Below are 16,630 nucleotides of genomic sequence, written 5' to 3' on the forward strand. Positions count from 1 at the left end.
GCATGGACGACCGACGTTTCACCAGCATCGACTACACGAGTCGGCGTGCGATCTCCCTGGCGATCGGGACGTCCGCGTCGAGCCACGGAACGGAGAGGGCGTCGTCAACAGTGAGCCATCGGTGCTCGTCGTGTGAGTCTGTCGGCTTAATGGAGCCCTCATCGACGACCGCAAACCACACGCGCATCTCGTACGACGTGGAGATCGGCCACGCCCCGCCTACCGGTCCCACGATCTCGGAACCGAGGCGAACGGTGATCGAGAGTTCCTCCTGCAGTTCACGGACGAGCGCCGCCTCAGGCGACTCGCCGGGCTCAACCTTCCCGCCAGGAAACTCCCACCGGCCAACGAGCTCAGCAGGCTTCGTGCGCCGGGCTCCGACAAACGTCGTCGGGACGTTGAGCGAGTCAACGAGGACCGCGCCCACTACAAGTCGAGGAGATGTCACCACGCGAGTATCTCAGCGACTCAGTGGGACAGGCTGGTTGCGCAGTAGGAACTCACGCCCCCGCCCCAATCTGCCGATCCCCACGACATGACCGATCCGACTCTCCCCGGCAGGGGCGCGGAGGAGGTTGCGTCCCGCGCCTCTCGTCGTGCCCAGGCGCTTCGTCGTGAGCAGGAGCTGCGCGATCAGACGGATGCGGCCGCGCAGGCGCAGCTCGAGCGGGCGCTCAAGCAGCAGCGCACGTGGTCGCAGGGTGCGGAGGGCGAGCGGCTCGTCGCGCACACGCTCGGCGCGCTCGAGCGCTACGGCTGGACGCTCCTGCACGACGTGCGGCAGCCAGACCGGCAGCTCGCGAACATCGACCATGTGGCGATCGGCCCGGGTGGCGTCGTCGTCATCGACGCGAAGAACTGGACGGGCACCGTGACGACGGAGGGCGGCGTCCTCCGCCAGAACGGCTACGCGCGCACCAAGGAGACGGATGCGGTCGGCCTGCAGGCGGCGTCGGTCGCGGCGCTCCTGCGGCCCGAGCACCGCACCGCCGCGCGCGGCGCGCTCACGACGGTCGCGCACGACGTCGATCCCGTGCCGATCGGGTCGATCACCGTCGTCGGGCGGGCTCAGCTGGGGCCGTGGCTGCTCACGCTGCCGCCGCGGCTCACGCCGTTCGACGTCGCGGCCGTCGCGTCCGTCCTCGATCGCGAGCTCGTGCAGCCGCGCGACGCGCGTGCGCCGCGGGCGCACGGCCGCAAGCGTCGGCCGACGACGGTACCCACCCCAGGCCCGAGGAAGCGGGCGGCGCCGAGCCGCGGCCGCGCGCTCGGCATGGGCCTGCTCAAGCTGGGACTGGCGGCAATAGGCGTCGCGTGGCTCGTCGCGTACGGGCCCGTGATCGCGGGGTGGGTCGGCGACGTCGTCGCGGCCGTCGTCACGTCCTCAACCTCGACCCCGTGAAAACTCAAGCCGCCCACGCGACCGTCCGATAACACGGACATGACGGACCTCCACCCGCTGCCCGCCGCGACGACCTCCTCGAGGCGCGCCGCTCTTGCCGCGTCCCGTCACCTGCACGCGATCGTCGACGAGGCACCCGCCGCCTACACGGTCGTCGAGTCCGACATCCCCGTGCTGTTCGCGACCTACGAGGCGGAGGAGGTCGTCCGTCGCCCCGCGAACCTCGGCGGCCTGTGGTTCGGGCGGTGCGTCGTCGTGTCCGCGGTCGTGCTCGTCGCGTACGACGCGCTCGTCGGCTTCGCCTGACGGAACCCACGGGCTTGGCGTCCCGTGCACGCGCTCGGTGCCGAGCGTCGCCCGCCGCCTTACCGACTTTCCGTCGGCCGGTGCGGAGCCGTCCCGGTCCTGACGTACGTCGAGCCGGTAGGCCGACGGCTGCGACGCATCATCGTGTGACATGCGGGTGCGGGCTCTCTCGCTCCAGGTCGCGTGGTGGACGTGGGCGTTGGAGGTGTTGTGGGCGGGCGCACGGCGGAGTTCCATGGTGACATGGCGCAGAAGCTTCACTCCCGGGTCGTGGACGACGTACTGACGCGCGTGCGCACCGGAGGTGTCGTGCGACTCGTCGGGCTGCCGGGTTCGGGCAAGAGCTTCACGCTCGACAAGGTCGTCGAACGTCTCGACGAGGCCGGGGAGGGTTCCCTAGTCTTCCGGGCGAACCCGGGCCTCGCAGACCGGCCGCTCGCGGTGCTCGCCACGGCGGGGATCGAGGTCGGTGGCCCCGTGCTGTCCGCGCGGGTCGTCGCCGACGCCGTCGAGCAGACGACGGAGCGGCTCTCTCGCCGCGCCGTGCTCGTGGTCGACGACGCGGAGCGGCTCGACCAGGCCAGCCTTGGCGTGCTGCGAACTGCCCGCGCGAGGGCCGGTGCGCCGGCCCTGCTGAGCACCGGGCCGCTCACCCGTCACGCCGACCGCATATTCTCGACCGAGGCCGCCCAGCGCGTGGCAGTCCCGACCTTGCGGCACGACGAGGTCCTCGCCGTCATGACCTCCGTCCTCGGCGGGGAGGTAGCGCAGGATGCTGTGGCTCGTGTCGCGGCGAAGTCGGGCGGCCTGCCCGGTCTGGTTGTCGCGATCGTCGCCGAGGGCGTGCGCCGCGGCGTACTCGCGCGCCGAGGCGGCGCATGGAGCGTCGTCGGCGACCTGTGGAGCCCGGTCCTCGGCGACGCCGTCGCCGTGTTCACGTCGTTGCTCGATGACGAGGGCTTCGCCGCACTCGAGACGCTTGCCGTCGTGGGCCCTCAGGAGGTGTCCGTCGCTGCGGGACTCGTGACGACCGAGATGCTCGGTCACCTCGAAGAGCTGGGGCTCGTCTACGTCATCGCGGGCCCGAAGGCCCCGGTCGTCGCCGTCTTCCCGATGATCCTCGGCACCTACCTCGAGAGCGAGGCGCCGGCGGTGAGGAAGGCAGCGATCCTCGCGCGACTGCGGGCGTCGGGCGACGAGTTGCCTGGCCGGGCAGGACTGAGCGACCCGGTCGCCCCGGGGAACCTCTGGACGGTCGACCGTCGTCGGGCCGGGGCGGTGCTTCCCCAGGTCATCCGCCGCGAGCAGGACCGCCGCGTCGTCGTGACTCGCAGGGCGTGGGAGGCCGATCGTACGGGTACCCAAGCCCTTGCACTGCTCGCTGCGCTCTTCGACACGGAGGTCGATCTCGGCGAGATGGAGGATGTCGTCGACGGGACGGACACCCGGTCCGGGCTCGAGCTGGCGAGGCTCGAGGTGTGGCGGGCGACCGCGATCGCACACATCGCCGGTGACGTAGCCCGTGCTGTCGAAAGCCTTGAACGCGTCCGCGAGGCAAACCCGATCTTCCGCGGGCTGCTCGGCGCGCACATCGCCTACCTGCAGCTCATGTCCGGCACGATGCCCGACGACTCGCTGTTCGACGTCGAGCCCTGCGACGATCCGCTGAACCTCGAAGCGGCAAACGTCGTCCGAGGCACCGTGCTCGTCGCGCAGGGCCGGACGTCCGACGCGATCGCGCTTCTCACGTCATTCACGCCGACGAGCCACCACCACCGGCTCGTGCGGGACTCCTCGCTCTGCATCGCGCTCTACCTCGAGGGCGACACCCAGGGCGCGCTCGAGCTAGCGTCACGGCGGCTGGACGACGCGCTCGACGCGCTCGACGTCGCGGCGATCGAGACGTTCGCCTACGTCGTCTCGCTCGTCCTGCGCATGGGAGCGCGCGACGACGAGCTCCAGGCGCACAATGCGACCGTCCTCACCCTCGGCGCTGCCGCGAACGGGCACAGCCAGTTCCTCGTCGGCCTGCTCGGCATCGGCGCGGTCGACGCCGCCGACCACGGCCTGCAGGCGTATGCCCGCTCGCTCGCCGTCCGAGCCCGGGAGGTCAGCCCAGGGATGGGTCCGTTCCCCGGAATGTCCGGAGAGCTTGGACTGACGTTCGTCGAAAGTGCCTCGACGCGCCCCACGCCGGATCTTGAGGCCAGCCTCGTGGCGCTCTTCAAGGACGCGGTCGCTCGCGGGTTCACGTTCCTTGCCGTCTCCCTGGCCGCGTGGATCGCGGAGCTCGGTGGCGGGAGCCCCGTCGGCCCGGTCCTCCGAGGGCTGCTGCCACAGCTGCAGGGAGAGGCGGGACGACTCGTCGCCGCCTATGCGATCGCGATCGAGGAGAAGGACGTCGAGACGCTCCAGATCCTCGAAGGTCCGCTCGCCACGGTAGGGCAGATGCAGTACGCGGTACGCGCTCCGCTGACGGCCGCTCGACTGCTGCGCGAGCTTGGCGACGCCGCACGCGGTGCGAACCTCGTCCAGGCTACGTGGGATGGCATCCACGACGATCGGGTCGCACGCGGACGGCTCTTCGCGCACTACCGGCAGCTCGTCGACCTCTCCGTGCGCGAACGTGAGGTCGCCGAGCTCGTCGCACGGTCGATGAGCAACTCTGCGATCGCCGAGGCGCTCGTCGTCTCCGTGCGCACCGTCGACTCCCACGTGCTCAGTGCGTGTCGCAAGATCGGTGTCGACAACCGCGACGACCTGGCGCTCGCCGTACGGACCTGGCTCGCCCACCACTGAGGTCATGAGGCGCTGCGGAGCCGATCGCGGTGAGCACCGGGCTGAGGACTCTTCACCCGCTCCCCTGCCGAGACGGGTGAGAGACGGCACCGAAGGTCCGTGTCGTCGCTACCGAGATCGCTGTCGCCCCCACCGTGTCCCATTGGTACGACAAAGTCTCACGGGTGTCATGGACTCGTCCCTCGTCTGCCTGCGGCTTCCGCGAGACGCCCGGGACGCCCACCCGAACCAGGTCCAGGAGTCCTCGTGCCCACAGCACCCACGTCCCGTGCGGGACGGCCGGACGGCTACCGCCGCCCTGCCGCGCGCATCCTCGCAGCCCTCACGGCCGCGGCCCTCGTCCTCGTTGGCATCGCGGCTCCCTCGTTCGCCGCCGGTACCGTCGCGGATGGCAACGGCTACGACCAGACGTTCTACGTCGACGACCTTCGTCTCACCGTCGACGCCAACCCCGGCGACGGCGTGTGCGCCTCGGCGACGTCCTACGGGTCTCGCTGCTCGCTCGTCGCGGCAGCGATGGAGACGAACGCGTTGTACGACAAGGACCCCGCCAAGCGCTACCTCATCGTGCCGGCCGACCCGACCGCGGGCGGTTCACTCCTCGCACGCGACGGCACCACGTCCAACACCGGCAACGTCTACCTCTTCGGCCTGGCGAACAACATCTCGTCGGGCTTCACGGGGATGATCCCGAGCGCCGCTCTCATGAACAGCACGGTGGGTGGGTACTCCGACGCAGACGGCGGTTCGGTCCTCTGGTTCAAGGGCAACGTCGTCGTCGACCTCCAGAGCCGCATCGGCTCCGAGAACTACGGCGATGCCACATACGTCGGCGCCTTCATGTCATTCACCGGCGAGAACCAGGTGTTGCGCAACTTCGGCAACATCTACACCGCCGAGGGCGCCGTCTACGTCGGCAAGACAGCGAAGGGCTTCCGGCTCGAGAACGGTCTGATCGGGAACGCCCCGTCCGGGTACGGGATCATCGCCAACGAACGCGCGGTCAGCGTAGTCGGCGGGGCCAGCGACATAGTCATCGACAACGTGACGTTCGACTCGCTATGGGCGGTCGGCGTCAACATCGTCCCCCAGTACGGAGCTACCTCGACGCCCGTCAACGGGCTGACCGTCACCGGATCCCGTTTCGTCTCGGACGCCCAGCTCGCCGCGACCTCTGGAAACTACTTCTCAGGGTTCGGAACGTGGAATGTCGCCGCGTACGTGCGAGACCTGCGGATCGTCGGCAACACCTTCAACGACTTCTACTACTACTCGAACCCGGATCTCGGCTCGCCCATCAGCCTGCAGCGCATCCAGGTGAGCGGGACGAGCGTCATCGAGGGCAACACGATCTCCAACGACGCGCGCAAGAGCGCCCTCTACGCCTTCGGGGCCGGCATCTACGTGGGCACGGCGCCTGCTCCCGGCGCGACCCTCGCCATTCGCGGGAACAGCTTCATCAACCGTCAGAAGAGCGTCTCGATGACCGTGCCCGCGGTGCGCGTCAACTACACCGGGTCCACGGGTGACACGGGCATCAGCATCACGGACAACACGGTGGCCGGCTGGCGTCGTGCCAACGCGGCGGTCGGTCAGGTCATCAACGTCGAGGTGCCGGTCGGCGCCAAGGTCGTCGTCGAGCGCAACACGATGAGCAACATCTCGGGTGCGACGTCGCTCGTCTCCGCCGAGACCACGACGGTGAGCACCGGTAACCCGCTCTACGCGCCTGATGCCAACCGCCAGACGACCACCGCCTACCCGTCGAAGGCTGTTGTCCCGGACGAGGACATGGCGTGCCGCATCGACGTCGCGGTCGAGAAGCCGGTGGCGAACGGGACGGCCCCGGTCGACCCGATCTACGTCGACGCCTACATCGGCGGGACGCACGGCATGGCGCAGTACCTCGGTCGGGTGAAGACCACGACCGCCGCGCTGCCCACGACCCTGAGCTTCTACTACACGGGTGCCGGTGACGGACAGCTCCTGCGCCTCCAGACCAAGGGCTCCGACGGCCTGACGTCGCGCATGTCCCGCACCATCACCGCGAGCGGCCCCGACCGCTGCGCCCCCGTCACCTGGGTCAAGCAGGCGTCCTCGCAGGAGGACCCGACGTACAAGCGTCTCGTGACGTTCGACGTCATGTCGTCCGAGCCGCTCTCGGGAGGGCTCCCCGCGTCCGCGCTCTCGTTCGTCGGCACGGCCAAGGGTTCCGCGGTCGTCTCGGTGACCCCCGTCGATGACGACGCGACCGTCAACACCCGCTGGACGGTCGTCACCCGCGCCAACGCGACCGGTACCATCGAGCCGGTCGTCGCCGCCGGGAAGGTCAAGGACCTTGCAGGCAACCCGAGCAAGGCCGACTCCAACACCGCCGGGATCCCCGACGGTGAGGACCCCTCGATCACGTACGCTCCCGTCGACTTCACCGGTCTCCTCGGCAAGCACGCCGGCGCCACCGATCCCGAGGCCGCGGCGGCCGCTGACCCCGGGCTCTACGGCATGCGTGTCACCGACCTCGACGCGTCGGTGCTCTACCGCTCGCCCCTCGAGCTCACGCTGCCCGAGAACAACGTCCTCGAGGTCGCCGAGCCCGGCACCGCACCGGCAGCGTTCCGGATCGAGAACGTCGCCCGCGACAGCGAGGGCCGGGTCGCGCTCGCCCCGACGAGCACGCTCGTCCTCCAGCAGAGCTGGAGCGGAGTCGTGCAGGACGCCGCGAACCCCGTCTCGCCTGCCCCCGGCGCGAGCACGCTCGCGAGGACCGTCGCCAACAACCCGGTCCTTGACGCCGCCAACCCGACGATGACGACGATCGACCGTCAGGTCGACGTCGACGTCCTCGCGATCGACAACCGCGTCGTCGACGGCACGCGTCAGGTCTCGCTCGACACCATCGTCGTCACTGACGACCCGAACTTCGCCGGCCTCGAGCTCGACACGCTCCGCGTCGACATCCTCGACGACGACGCCCCATCCGCGACGGGCTCGACGCTCGCCATCACGGCGGACGGCGCGCTCGCGGACGGCGTCGCGACGAACTCGCTCGCCGCGACCGTCCGGGCCGCGCACGGCAAGCCAGTCGCGAACGCCCTCGTGACGTTCACCGTCCCGGACGGTGTCTCGGGCGCGTCCGGCTCGTCGCTCACGGCACGGACCGGCGCTGACGGCATCGCGCGGATCTCCGTGGTGTCGCTGGTCCCGGGAGCGTCCGAGGTGGGTGCGACGGTCCTCGACGGCCGGTCGATCGACGGCTCTCCTGCGACGGTGACGTTCCAGGCAGTGCCGGTCGACCTGCTGGCGACCGGGACGTCGTACACGGTGACGACCGGTGAGCGGACGGCCGACGGCGAGGACTCGCACACCGTCACCGTCACCCTCGTCGACATCGTCGGGAAGCCCGCCCGCGGCCGTGCCGCCGAGCTGAGCGCCACCGCCGGTGCCACCATCGGCGCGTTCGCCGAGACCGCAGCCGGGACCTACACCGCACCTGTCACCTCGACGGTGGCCGGGACGTACACGGTGGTCCCGAGCCTCGCGTCCACGACGCTGCGGCTCGCGGCCGACGGCAACGCCGACGCCACGTTCGTCGCCGGAGCGCCCGTCCTCGACGGGACCGGCATCGTGACGATCGACGACGACGAGGCACGCGCAGCCGACGGCAGCGCCGTGCACGTGGTCACCGCGACGCTCGCCGACGCTCACGGCAACCCGGCGACGGGTCTTGCCGCCGAGCTCACCGGCACCGCCGCAGCAGGCACGACCGTCTCGGCATGGACCGAGGTCGGCACGACGGGCGTCTATCGCGCCGACGTCGTCTCGACCGTCGCCGGAACGCGTACCGTCACGGTCACGCTCGACGGTGCCACGGTCGGCGAGCCCGTCGTCGCGAGGTTCGTCGCGGGTGCGCCTGCGCCGGGTCACGACCTCACGCTCCTCGAGCGCCTCACCGACGGCGCCCTCTCGGTGACCGACCCCGCGGCCCCGGACGCGGCCTCGGTGCACGTCGTGCGCGCGACCGTGGTCGACGCGCACGGCAATCCTGTCGCGGGCACGACCGTGACGTTCACGGCACCGACGGCGGTCAAGGCTGCCGACGGCACGTCGGGTCCGTTCACCGTCACGACCGACGCCGAGGGCCGCGCGACGCTCCGTCTCGCGTCGGCCGTCGCGGGGACCTTCACGGTGACCGCGACCGTGAGCGGCACACAGATCGCTCCGGTCGCCGGGGTCGAGGTCGCATGGAAGGCCGGCGCTGTCGACGTCTCTGAGGGCGCAAGCTCGCTGTCCGCCACGACGGGCGACGTCGAGGCGAACGGCACCGCCGTCCACACCCTGACGATCACCGCCGTGGACTCCTTCGGGAACCCCGTGGCCGGTGCTGACGTCGCCTTCGGCCCGCTGCCGCAGGGCCTCGAGCCCGCCCGGGGTGCTGGGACGACCGGAGTCACGGGTGCAGACGGCACCTGGGCGCTCGACGTCGTGTCGCGCACCGCAGGCACGTACATGGTCGACACGGTCTCGATCGACGGGGCCGCTGTCCGGGACGGAGTCCCTGCATCCGTGACCTTCACCGTCGGGGCTCCCGACGCGTCGTCGTCGACCCTCGTCGTGACGCCCGACGGTGCCGTCACCGTCGGAGACAGCTTCACCGCGACGATCACGGTGCGCGACGCCGAGGGCAACCTCGTCGCAGGTGCCCCCGTCGGCCTCGACCTCGAAGGTGCCGCGAGCATCGTCGAGGACGGTCCGTGGGTCACCGACGAGTCCGGTGCGCTCACCGTGCACGTCACCTCCACGGTCGCCGGCACGGCGACGCTCACGGCCACCGTCGGCGGAGCGACCGTCGGAGACCCGGCCGCGCTGCGCTTCGTCGCCGGAGCACCCGACCTCGCCGAGGACGGCGCCAGCTCCGTCGTCGGCACGACCGGTGCACGCCTCGCCGACGGCACCGACCACCACACGGTGACCGCTCGCATCCGCGACGCCCACGGCAACCCCGTGCCCGACGTCGAGGTGACCTTCGCGCTCCCGGACGGGCTCGCGACGAAGTCGCGCGCCCTCGGTGTCACGGACGCCGACGGGAACACGACGGTCGATCTCGTGACGACCGTCGCGGGCACCTACGGCGTCGAGGTCACGGTGGGCGGCACCGCCGTCCCGCAGCGGCCGACGGTCGCACTCGTCTACGTCGCGGGCGCCGCGTCGGCGACGAGCTCCGAGCTCGTCGTCGCCGAGGCCGGACCTGTCGAGGTCGGCCAGCCCTACACGGCGACCGTGATCGTGCGCGACGCCGACGGCAACCCCGTCGCCGGCTCCTCCGTCGCGGTCGCGCTCCTCGCCGACGGCCGCGTCGCCGCAGGCACGACCGATGCCGAAGGCCGCTGGACGACGACCGTCGTCCGCACGGTCGCAGGGACCGACACGATCGTCGCGACGCTCGTCCTCGACGGCGAGCCCGTCGAGGTCGGCACCGCCGAGCGTGCCTGGACCGTCGGCGACCCCGACCTCGGGGCCGACGGCCGCTCGACCGTCACTGCCACGACCGGGACCCGGTACGCGAACGGCACCGACGCGCACAGCGTCACCGTCACGCTCCGCGACGCGTACGGCAACCCTGTCGCCGGACGCGCCGTCGAGCTCGACCTCCCCGCGGGCCTCGCCACCGGTGACGGACCGTGGACCACCGCGGCCGACGGAACCGTCGTCGTCCCGGTGACCTCGACCGCCGTTGGTGCCTTCTCGGTCACGGCCTCGGTCGACGGGACCCCCGTGCAGGGTGGCGCAGCTGTCACCCTCGCCTACGGGACCGGGGACGTCGAGGCGGCTCTGTCGACCCTCGTCGTCACGCCCGCCTCGCCGCTCGTGGCCGGACAGAGCTACACCGCGACGGTCACGGCCGTCGGGACGTCAGGCCTGCCCGTCCCCGGCACGACCGTCGCACTGACGCTCGACCAGGCCGGTACGGACGCGACCTTCGACGGACCGTCGTTCGGTCGCACCGGGGCTGACGGGACGTTCACCGTGACGATCACGGCGACGTCCGCCGCGACCGCGATCGTCCACGCGCTCGTCGCCGGTCAGCCGGTCGGGACCGGTGACGGCACCGCCGTCGCGTGGACCACGGGCGACGCGTCGACGGCAGCATCGACGATCTCAGCCACGTCGCCCGTCCAGGCCGACGGCGCCGACACGTCCGACGTCGTCGTCACCCTGCTCGACGCGCTCGGCAACCTCGTCACGAGCGCGCACGACGTCAAGGTCTTCTCGGACCTCGGCCTCGTGGGCGAGGTCGTCGGCAACGCCGACGGCACCTGGAGCACCTCGATCACCTCCGTCGTCGCGGGCCTCGCCCACGTGACCTTCACGATCGACGGCTCGACGGCACTCCTGTCGGCCGACGTGCTCTTCGTCGCGACTCCGCTGACCCCGGTCGTCAACCCCTCCGACGGCACCGCCGTCACGGGCGTCGTCACCCCGGGCAACGATGTCGAGATCCGTGACGCCCACGGGGACGTCGTCCCCGGAACCGTCACGGTCGCAGACGACGGGATGTTCACCTTCGTCCCAGAGCCCGCGCTCGCCGACGGCACCACCGTGGTCGTCGTCGCGATCGACGAGCACGGCTTCGAGTCGGTGCCCGCCCCGGTCCTCGTCGATGCGATCGCTCCTGAGGCTCCTGAGGTTGCTCCCTCGGATGGTTCTTCGGTTGTCGTCACCGGTGTTGAGGATGGTGCGAAGCCGTCGATCACTGATGGTGAGGGCAACGAGGTTCCGGGTTCCTGGACGGACAACGGTGAGGGCTCCTGGACGTTCACGCCTGAGACACCGCTGACCGAGGAGGACGTCGTCACGGTTGTGGTGACCGATCCTTCGGGGAACACCTCCGCTGAGGTGGCAGTCGAGGTCGACACCACGTCGCCGGCTGCTCCTGAGGTTGCTCCGTCGGATGGTTCTTCGGTGACGGTCACCGGTGTTGAGGATGGCGCCAAGCCGTCGATCACCGATGGTGAGGGCAACGAGGTTCCGGGTTCCTGGACGGACAACGGTGAGGGCTCCTGGACGTTCACGCCTGAGACACCGCTGACCGAGGAGGACGTCGTCACGGTTGTGGTGACCGATCCTTCGGGGAACACCTCCGCTGAGGTGGCAGTCGAGGTCGACACCACGTCGCCGGTCGCTCCTGAGGTTGCTCCGTCGGATGGTTCTTCGGTGACGGTCACCGGTGTTGAGGATGGCGCCAAGCCGTCGATCACCGATGGTGAGGGCAACGAGGTTCCTGGGACCTGGGTTGATGGTGGCGAGGGTTCATGGACGTTCACGCCTGAGACGCCGCTGACCGAGGAGGACGTCGTCACGGTTGTCGTGACCGATCCGGCTGGCGACAGCTCGGAGCCGGTGGAGGTGGTCATTGACACGACTGCTCCTGCGGCGCCGGTGGTTGCTCCCTCGGATGGTTCTTCGGTGACGGTCACTGGTGTTGAGGATGGTGCCAAGCCGTCGATCACCGATGGTGAGGGCAACGAGGTTCCTGGGACCTGGGTTGATGGTGGCGAGGGTTCATGGACGTTCACGCCTGAGACGCCGCTGACCGAGGAGGACGTCGTCACGGTTGTCGTGACCGATCCGGCTGGCAACAGCTCGGGCGAGGTCACGGTCGAGATCGACACCACGTCGCCGGCTGCTCCTGAGGTTGCTCCGTCGGATGGTTCTTCGGTTGTTGTCACCGGTGTTGAGGATGGCGCCAAGCCGTCGATCACTGATGGTGAGGGCAACGAGGTTCCTGGGACCTGGGTTGATGGTGGCGAGGGTTCATGGACGTTCACGCCTGAGACGCCACTGACCGAGGAGGACGTCGTCAAGGTCGTCGTCACCGACCCGGCTGGTAACAGCTCGGAGCCGGTGGAGGTGGTTGTTGACACGACTGCTCCTGAGGCGCCGGTGGTCAATCCCACCAGCGGGGCTGTGGTGGCGGGAACGGCTGAGCCGGGTTCTGTCGTGACGGTCTTTGAGGGTGACGTGGTGCTGTGCACCACCGCTGCAGACGAGGTGACGGGTTCGTTCTCCTGCGTGCCGGAGCCGCGTCCTGGTGATGGTGTCGAGCTGAGCGTGGTCGCGGCTGACGCTGCGGGGAACGTCTCGGGTCCGGCAACCGTGGAGGTCGACTCCTCGCAGCCCACGACTCCGGTCGTGGAGCCCTCGGATGGTTCTGAGGTTGTCGTCACCGGTGTTGAGGATGGTGCGAAGCCGTCGATCACTGATGGTGAGGGCAACGAGGTTCCGGGTTCGTGGACGGACAACGGTGAGGGCTCCTGGACGTTCGTGCCTGAGACGCCGTTGACCGAGGAGGATGTGGTCAAGGTTGTGGTGACCGATCCTTCGGGGAACACCTCCGCTGAGGTGGCAGTCGAGGTCGACACCACGTCGCCGGCTGCTCCTGAGGTTGCTCCGTCGGATGGTTCTTCGGTGACGGTCACCGGTGTTGAGGATGGTGCCAAGCCGTCGATCACTGATGGTGAGGGCAACGAGGTTCCGGGTTCGTGGACGGACAACGGTGAGGGTTCGTGGACGTTCGTTCCTGAGACTCCGTTGACCGAGGAGGACGTCGTCAAGGTCGTGGTGACCGATCCGGCTGGCAACAGTTCGGGCGAGGTCACGGTCGAGATCGATACCACGTCGCCGGTCGCTCCTGAGGTTGCTCCCTCGGATGGTTCTGAGATTGTCGTCACCGGTGTTGAGGATGGTGCCAAGCCGTCGATCACTGATGGTGAGGGCAACGAGGTTCCGGGTTCGTGGACGGACAACGGTGAGGGTTCGTGGACGTTCGTTCCTGAGACTCCGTTGACCGAGGAGGATGTGGTCAAGGTTGTCGTGACCGATCCGGCTGGCAACAGCTCGGGCGAGGTCACGGTCGAGATCGACACCACGTCGCCGGCAACCCCTGAGGTTGCTCCCTCGGATGGTTCTTCGGTTGTTGTCACCGGTGTTGAGGATGGTGCGAAGCCGTCGATCACTGATGGTGAGGGCAACGAGGTTCCGGGTTCGTGGACGGACAACGGTGAGGGCTCCTGGACGTTCACGCCTGAGACGCCGTTGACCGAGGAGGATGTGGTCAAGGTTGTGGTGACCGATCCTTCGGGGAACACCTCCGCTGAGGTGGCAGTCGAGGTCGACACCACGTCGCCGGCTGCTCCTGAGGTTGCTCCGTCGGATGGTTCTTCGGTGACGGTCACCGGTGTTGAGGATGGTGCCAAGCCGTCGATCACTGATGGTGAGGGCAACGAGGTTCCGGGTTCGTGGACGGACAACGGTGAGGGCTCCTGGACGTTCGTGCCTGAGACGCCGTTGACCGAGGAGGACGTCGTCAAGGTCGTGGTGACCGATCCGGCTGGCAACAGTTCGGGCGAGGTCACGGTCGAGATCGATACCACGTCGCCGGTCGCTCCTGAGGCTGCTCCGTCGGATGGTTCTTCGGTGACGGTCACCGGTGTTGAGGATGGTGCCAAGCCGTCGATCACTGATGGTGAGGGCAACGAGGTTCCGGGTTCCTGGACGGACAACGGTGAGGGCTCCTGGACGTTCACGCCTGAGACTCCGTTGACTGAGGAGGACGTCGTCAAGGTCGTCGTCACCGACCCGGCGGGGAACACCTCCGAGCCGGTGGTCGTCACGTACCTCCCGACGGAGGACCCGACGTCCGTCCCGACGGAGGACCCGACTCCCGTCCCGACGGAAGAGCCGACGTCCGAACCGACGGAGGCCCCGTCGGAACCTGAGACGGGCGGGCAGCCGAAGGTCCCGACGGGGTCCGACACGGTCGATCCGTCGGACGAGACGACCGAGGGCGTCGCACCGGAGGCGTCACCCACGGATGCACCTCCGACCAGCCTCCCGACGACCGGCTCGACGGTGGCGCCCTTTGCCCTCGGAGGCCTGCTCATCATGCTGCTCGGCCTCTTCCTCCTCGCGGTACGCCGCCGCCGGGAGGACGACGAGGCCTGATCGGCAGTCGTCGGCGGGCCCAGGCGTCAAGACGCCTGGGCCCGCCGGCCTTCAAGAGTGGAGAACAAGATGTGGAAAGAGACTGCGACGCTCGTATGCGTTGCACTGCTCGCGGGGTGCGCCGGAGGCGGAGCACGTCAGGGGAGGGAAGAGATTCCCCTTCCCGAGGGGCTTGGCTCAAGCTCGATCGCTCCCGGTCGGGTCGTCGAAGCCGGATCGCGTGCCGACGACGTCGACATCGATTGGTACGCGACCGTCGAGGTCGATGACGCCTCGGACCAGGAGGATGCGCTCGCCGCGGTCCTGGGTGCCGGGTTCGTGCTCGATGCGAGCCTCGAGGGCGACGACGTGCGGTCGTTCACGTTACGCCGGGGTGAGACTGGCATGTCGCTCGTGCTGCGTACGGAGGATCGCGTGCCGGTCGTCGAGTACGTCGTCGTGACGACGGCACGTTAGGTGTGATGTCCGGGGAGGTCGCCTCGAGATCGGGACGACCTCCCCGGTCGGCATTCCCCGTGGAGTTCGCACGATGGCTCGTCCAGGTGGCATCGAGCCGCTCGGCCGTTGCCCCACGGCCATGGACGACAGAAGGCCTCTGACACCGCGGTGTCAGAGGCCTTCCGTCTCCGAGGAGGAGCCTCGGTCAGGACGCCTGCGCGACGACGCCCCAGAGGCGGTCGAGTGCGTACGACGTCAGGTTCGGCTCGAGGCTCGCCTGCAGGCCGTCGACCGAGAGCAGGACGAGGCCGTCGAGGCAGAGGTCGGTGAGCACGTCGGCGCGGAGCCCGTCGGGCGCGAGCTCGAGGGTCGACGCGGGGCCGCACAGGAGTCGTGCGATGAGCGACGCTCTGACGACTGCGACGTTCGAATGCAGGTCCTTCACGGTGTCCGTCCAGGGGTGGGTTGAGCGGCTGACACCCCTAGCCTCGGACGGCGACCTCGCGTTCGACGACGGCTCCGTACCCGGCCGCGGATGATCGGTCGCGGTGCCGTCCCGACCCGCACGGCTCTGCGCGTCCGTCGGTAGCAGGGGGCGGTGGGTCCGCACCCGAGTTGCCGGCATGGCGTCGTCCATGTCGGCGGACGCGTCCGCGCGCGTGCCTTGCGGACTCCGGGCCGGAGACCCCTGGGGGCGCTGGTGGTGACCGCGGGAGCTACGGAGCGGGGGGCACGGACGTACCGGTCCTGGTGCGGGCCGACGCTGGTGCGGTGCTCAGCGGGACGTCCTCACGTCACGAGGCGCTCGGCGCGCCGTAGCGTCGTAGTGCCTCGACAGCCGAGTCACGCTCGGTGCCAGCACCCTCCCCCCATTGGACTGGCCGAGGCCGGGTTCTGCTTCCGGGACCCGACGGGGCCCCGCATTCCGGGGCCTCGTCTGCGAACCGCGCGACGGGACGGTGCACGTGGCAAACCAGCTTCGCTGTGTGCCCGACGGTGGAAGGCTGACAGGTGGCACCCGCACCCGCGGGCGGGTGCCACCGCTCCCGCCGTGGCGTGCGATCCCGGGAGACGCTGCCTAGAGCCCGACCGTGAGCCCCCGCACGCTCGCGTGCACGTCGTCGAGCGTCCGCCCAGGCTGGAACACGAGCCATTCGAGCCCCGCGACGAGCGTCGCCCCGAAGACCGCCGCCGCGAGCAGCGACACGTCCTCGCCCGGCCGACGCTCCGCGAGCTCGGCCGCGAACATCGAGATCGTCTCGGCGCGCAGCGTCGCGATCGACTGCTGCCACTCGCGCTCGGCACGGAACACCTCGGCCGCCACGAGCTTGGCGAGGTCCGGGTATGTGTGAACCGACTGCAGCAGGGCGCGCACCATCGCGTCGATCCGCTCGTCCGCGCGCGCGGCGTCGCGCGCCGTGGCGAGCGTCGTGCTGAGGCGTTCGGTGCCCTCGGCCAGGGCGGCCTCGAGGATCTCGGACTTCGACCCGAAGTTGTAGTAGACGCTGCCCTTCGCGACGCCGGCCTCTGCCGCGATGTCGTCGACGCTCGTCGCCGAGAATCCCTGCCGGGCGACGAGGCGCACCGCGGCGTCGATGACGGCCGCGCGCGTCCCGGCCCGGCGCGCGGCGTGGCCGTCGGTGCGAGCAGGCGTCGGCCGCGGCGTGGGGGAGGTCATGGGGG

8 protein-coding genes are annotated in these 16,630 nt (G+C 69.7%); 5 read left to right on the forward strand and 3 right to left on the reverse strand.

Going from position 1 to position 16,630, the window contains the following annotated elements; genetic code table 11:
• Positions 1–31 precede the first annotated feature (31 nt).
• Entirely contained in the window at positions 32–448 is a 417-nt protein-coding gene (locus G7063_RS00925) for a (deoxy)nucleoside triphosphate pyrophosphohydrolase (protein ID WP_166412661.1), read from the reverse strand.
• Positions 449–535: 87 nt separating this feature from the next.
• Here G7063_RS00925 and G7063_RS00930 point away from each other — a divergent pair, with 87 nt between their 5' ends.
• The 5 genes from G7063_RS00930 to G7063_RS00950 all read left to right on the forward strand — a co-directional run bounded on the left by G7063_RS00930 (position 536) and on the right by G7063_RS00950 (position 14,965).
• The gene (locus G7063_RS00930; protein ID WP_166412662.1) at positions 536–1,402 is read left to right on the forward strand and encodes a nuclease-related domain-containing protein; all 867 of its coding nucleotides are present in this window, start codon (positions 536–538) and stop codon (positions 1,400–1,402) included.
• A 39-nt stretch (positions 1,403–1,441) separates the two neighbouring features.
• Positions 1,442–1,708, forward strand: coding sequence for a hypothetical protein (locus G7063_RS00935; protein WP_166412663.1), 267 nt, complete (start codon positions 1,442–1,444; stop codon positions 1,706–1,708).
• Positions 1,709–1,951: 243 nt separating this feature from the next.
• Positions 1,952–4,507 carry a LuxR C-terminal-related transcriptional regulator gene (locus G7063_RS00940; RefSeq protein WP_166412664.1) on the forward strand — a complete coding sequence of 852 codons (2,556 nt, stop codon included), beginning with the start codon at positions 1,952–1,954 and terminating at the stop codon, positions 4,505–4,507.
• Positions 4,508–4,753: 246 nt separating this feature from the next.
• Complete coding sequence (locus G7063_RS00945; protein ID WP_166412665.1) at positions 4,754–14,509, forward strand: invasin domain 3-containing protein; 9,756 nt, start codon at positions 4,754–4,756, stop codon at positions 14,507–14,509.
• A gap of 57 nt (positions 14,510–14,566) precedes the next feature.
• Positions 14,567–14,965: a hypothetical protein gene (locus G7063_RS00950; RefSeq protein WP_166412666.1), complete on the forward strand. Its 399-nt coding sequence runs from the start codon at positions 14,567–14,569 to the stop codon at positions 14,963–14,965.
• 187 nt (positions 14,966–15,152) lie between these two features.
• Here G7063_RS00950 and G7063_RS00955 read toward each other — a convergent pair whose 3' ends face one another.
• Positions 15,153–15,392, reverse strand: coding sequence for a hypothetical protein (locus G7063_RS00955; RefSeq protein WP_166412667.1), 240 nt, complete (start codon positions 15,390–15,392; stop codon positions 15,153–15,155).
• A 633-nt stretch (positions 15,393–16,025) separates the two neighbouring features.
• Positions 16,026–16,625, reverse strand: coding sequence for a TetR/AcrR family transcriptional regulator (locus G7063_RS00960; protein ID WP_166412668.1), 600 nt, complete (start codon positions 16,623–16,625; stop codon positions 16,026–16,028).
• Between the last annotated feature and the right edge of the window lie 5 nt (positions 16,626–16,630).

This window comes from Sanguibacter sp. HDW7 (assembly GCF_011300875.1).
Lineage (GTDB): Bacteria > Actinomycetota > Actinomycetes > Actinomycetales > Cellulomonadaceae > Flavimobilis.

Coding starts and splice junctions, on each gene's coding strand:
- G7063_RS00930 (WP_166412662.1), top strand. CDS start 536: ATGACCGATCCGACTCTCCCCGGCAGGGGCGCGGAGGAGGTTGCGTCC.
- G7063_RS00960 (WP_166412668.1), bottom strand. CDS start 16,625: ATGACCTCCCCCACGCCGCGGCCGACGCCTGCTCGCACCGACGGCCAC.
- G7063_RS00940 (WP_166412664.1), top strand. CDS start 1,952: ATGGCGCAGAAGCTTCACTCCCGGGTCGTGGACGACGTACTGACGCGC.
- G7063_RS00935 (WP_166412663.1), top strand. CDS start 1,442: ATGACGGACCTCCACCCGCTGCCCGCCGCGACGACCTCCTCGAGGCGC.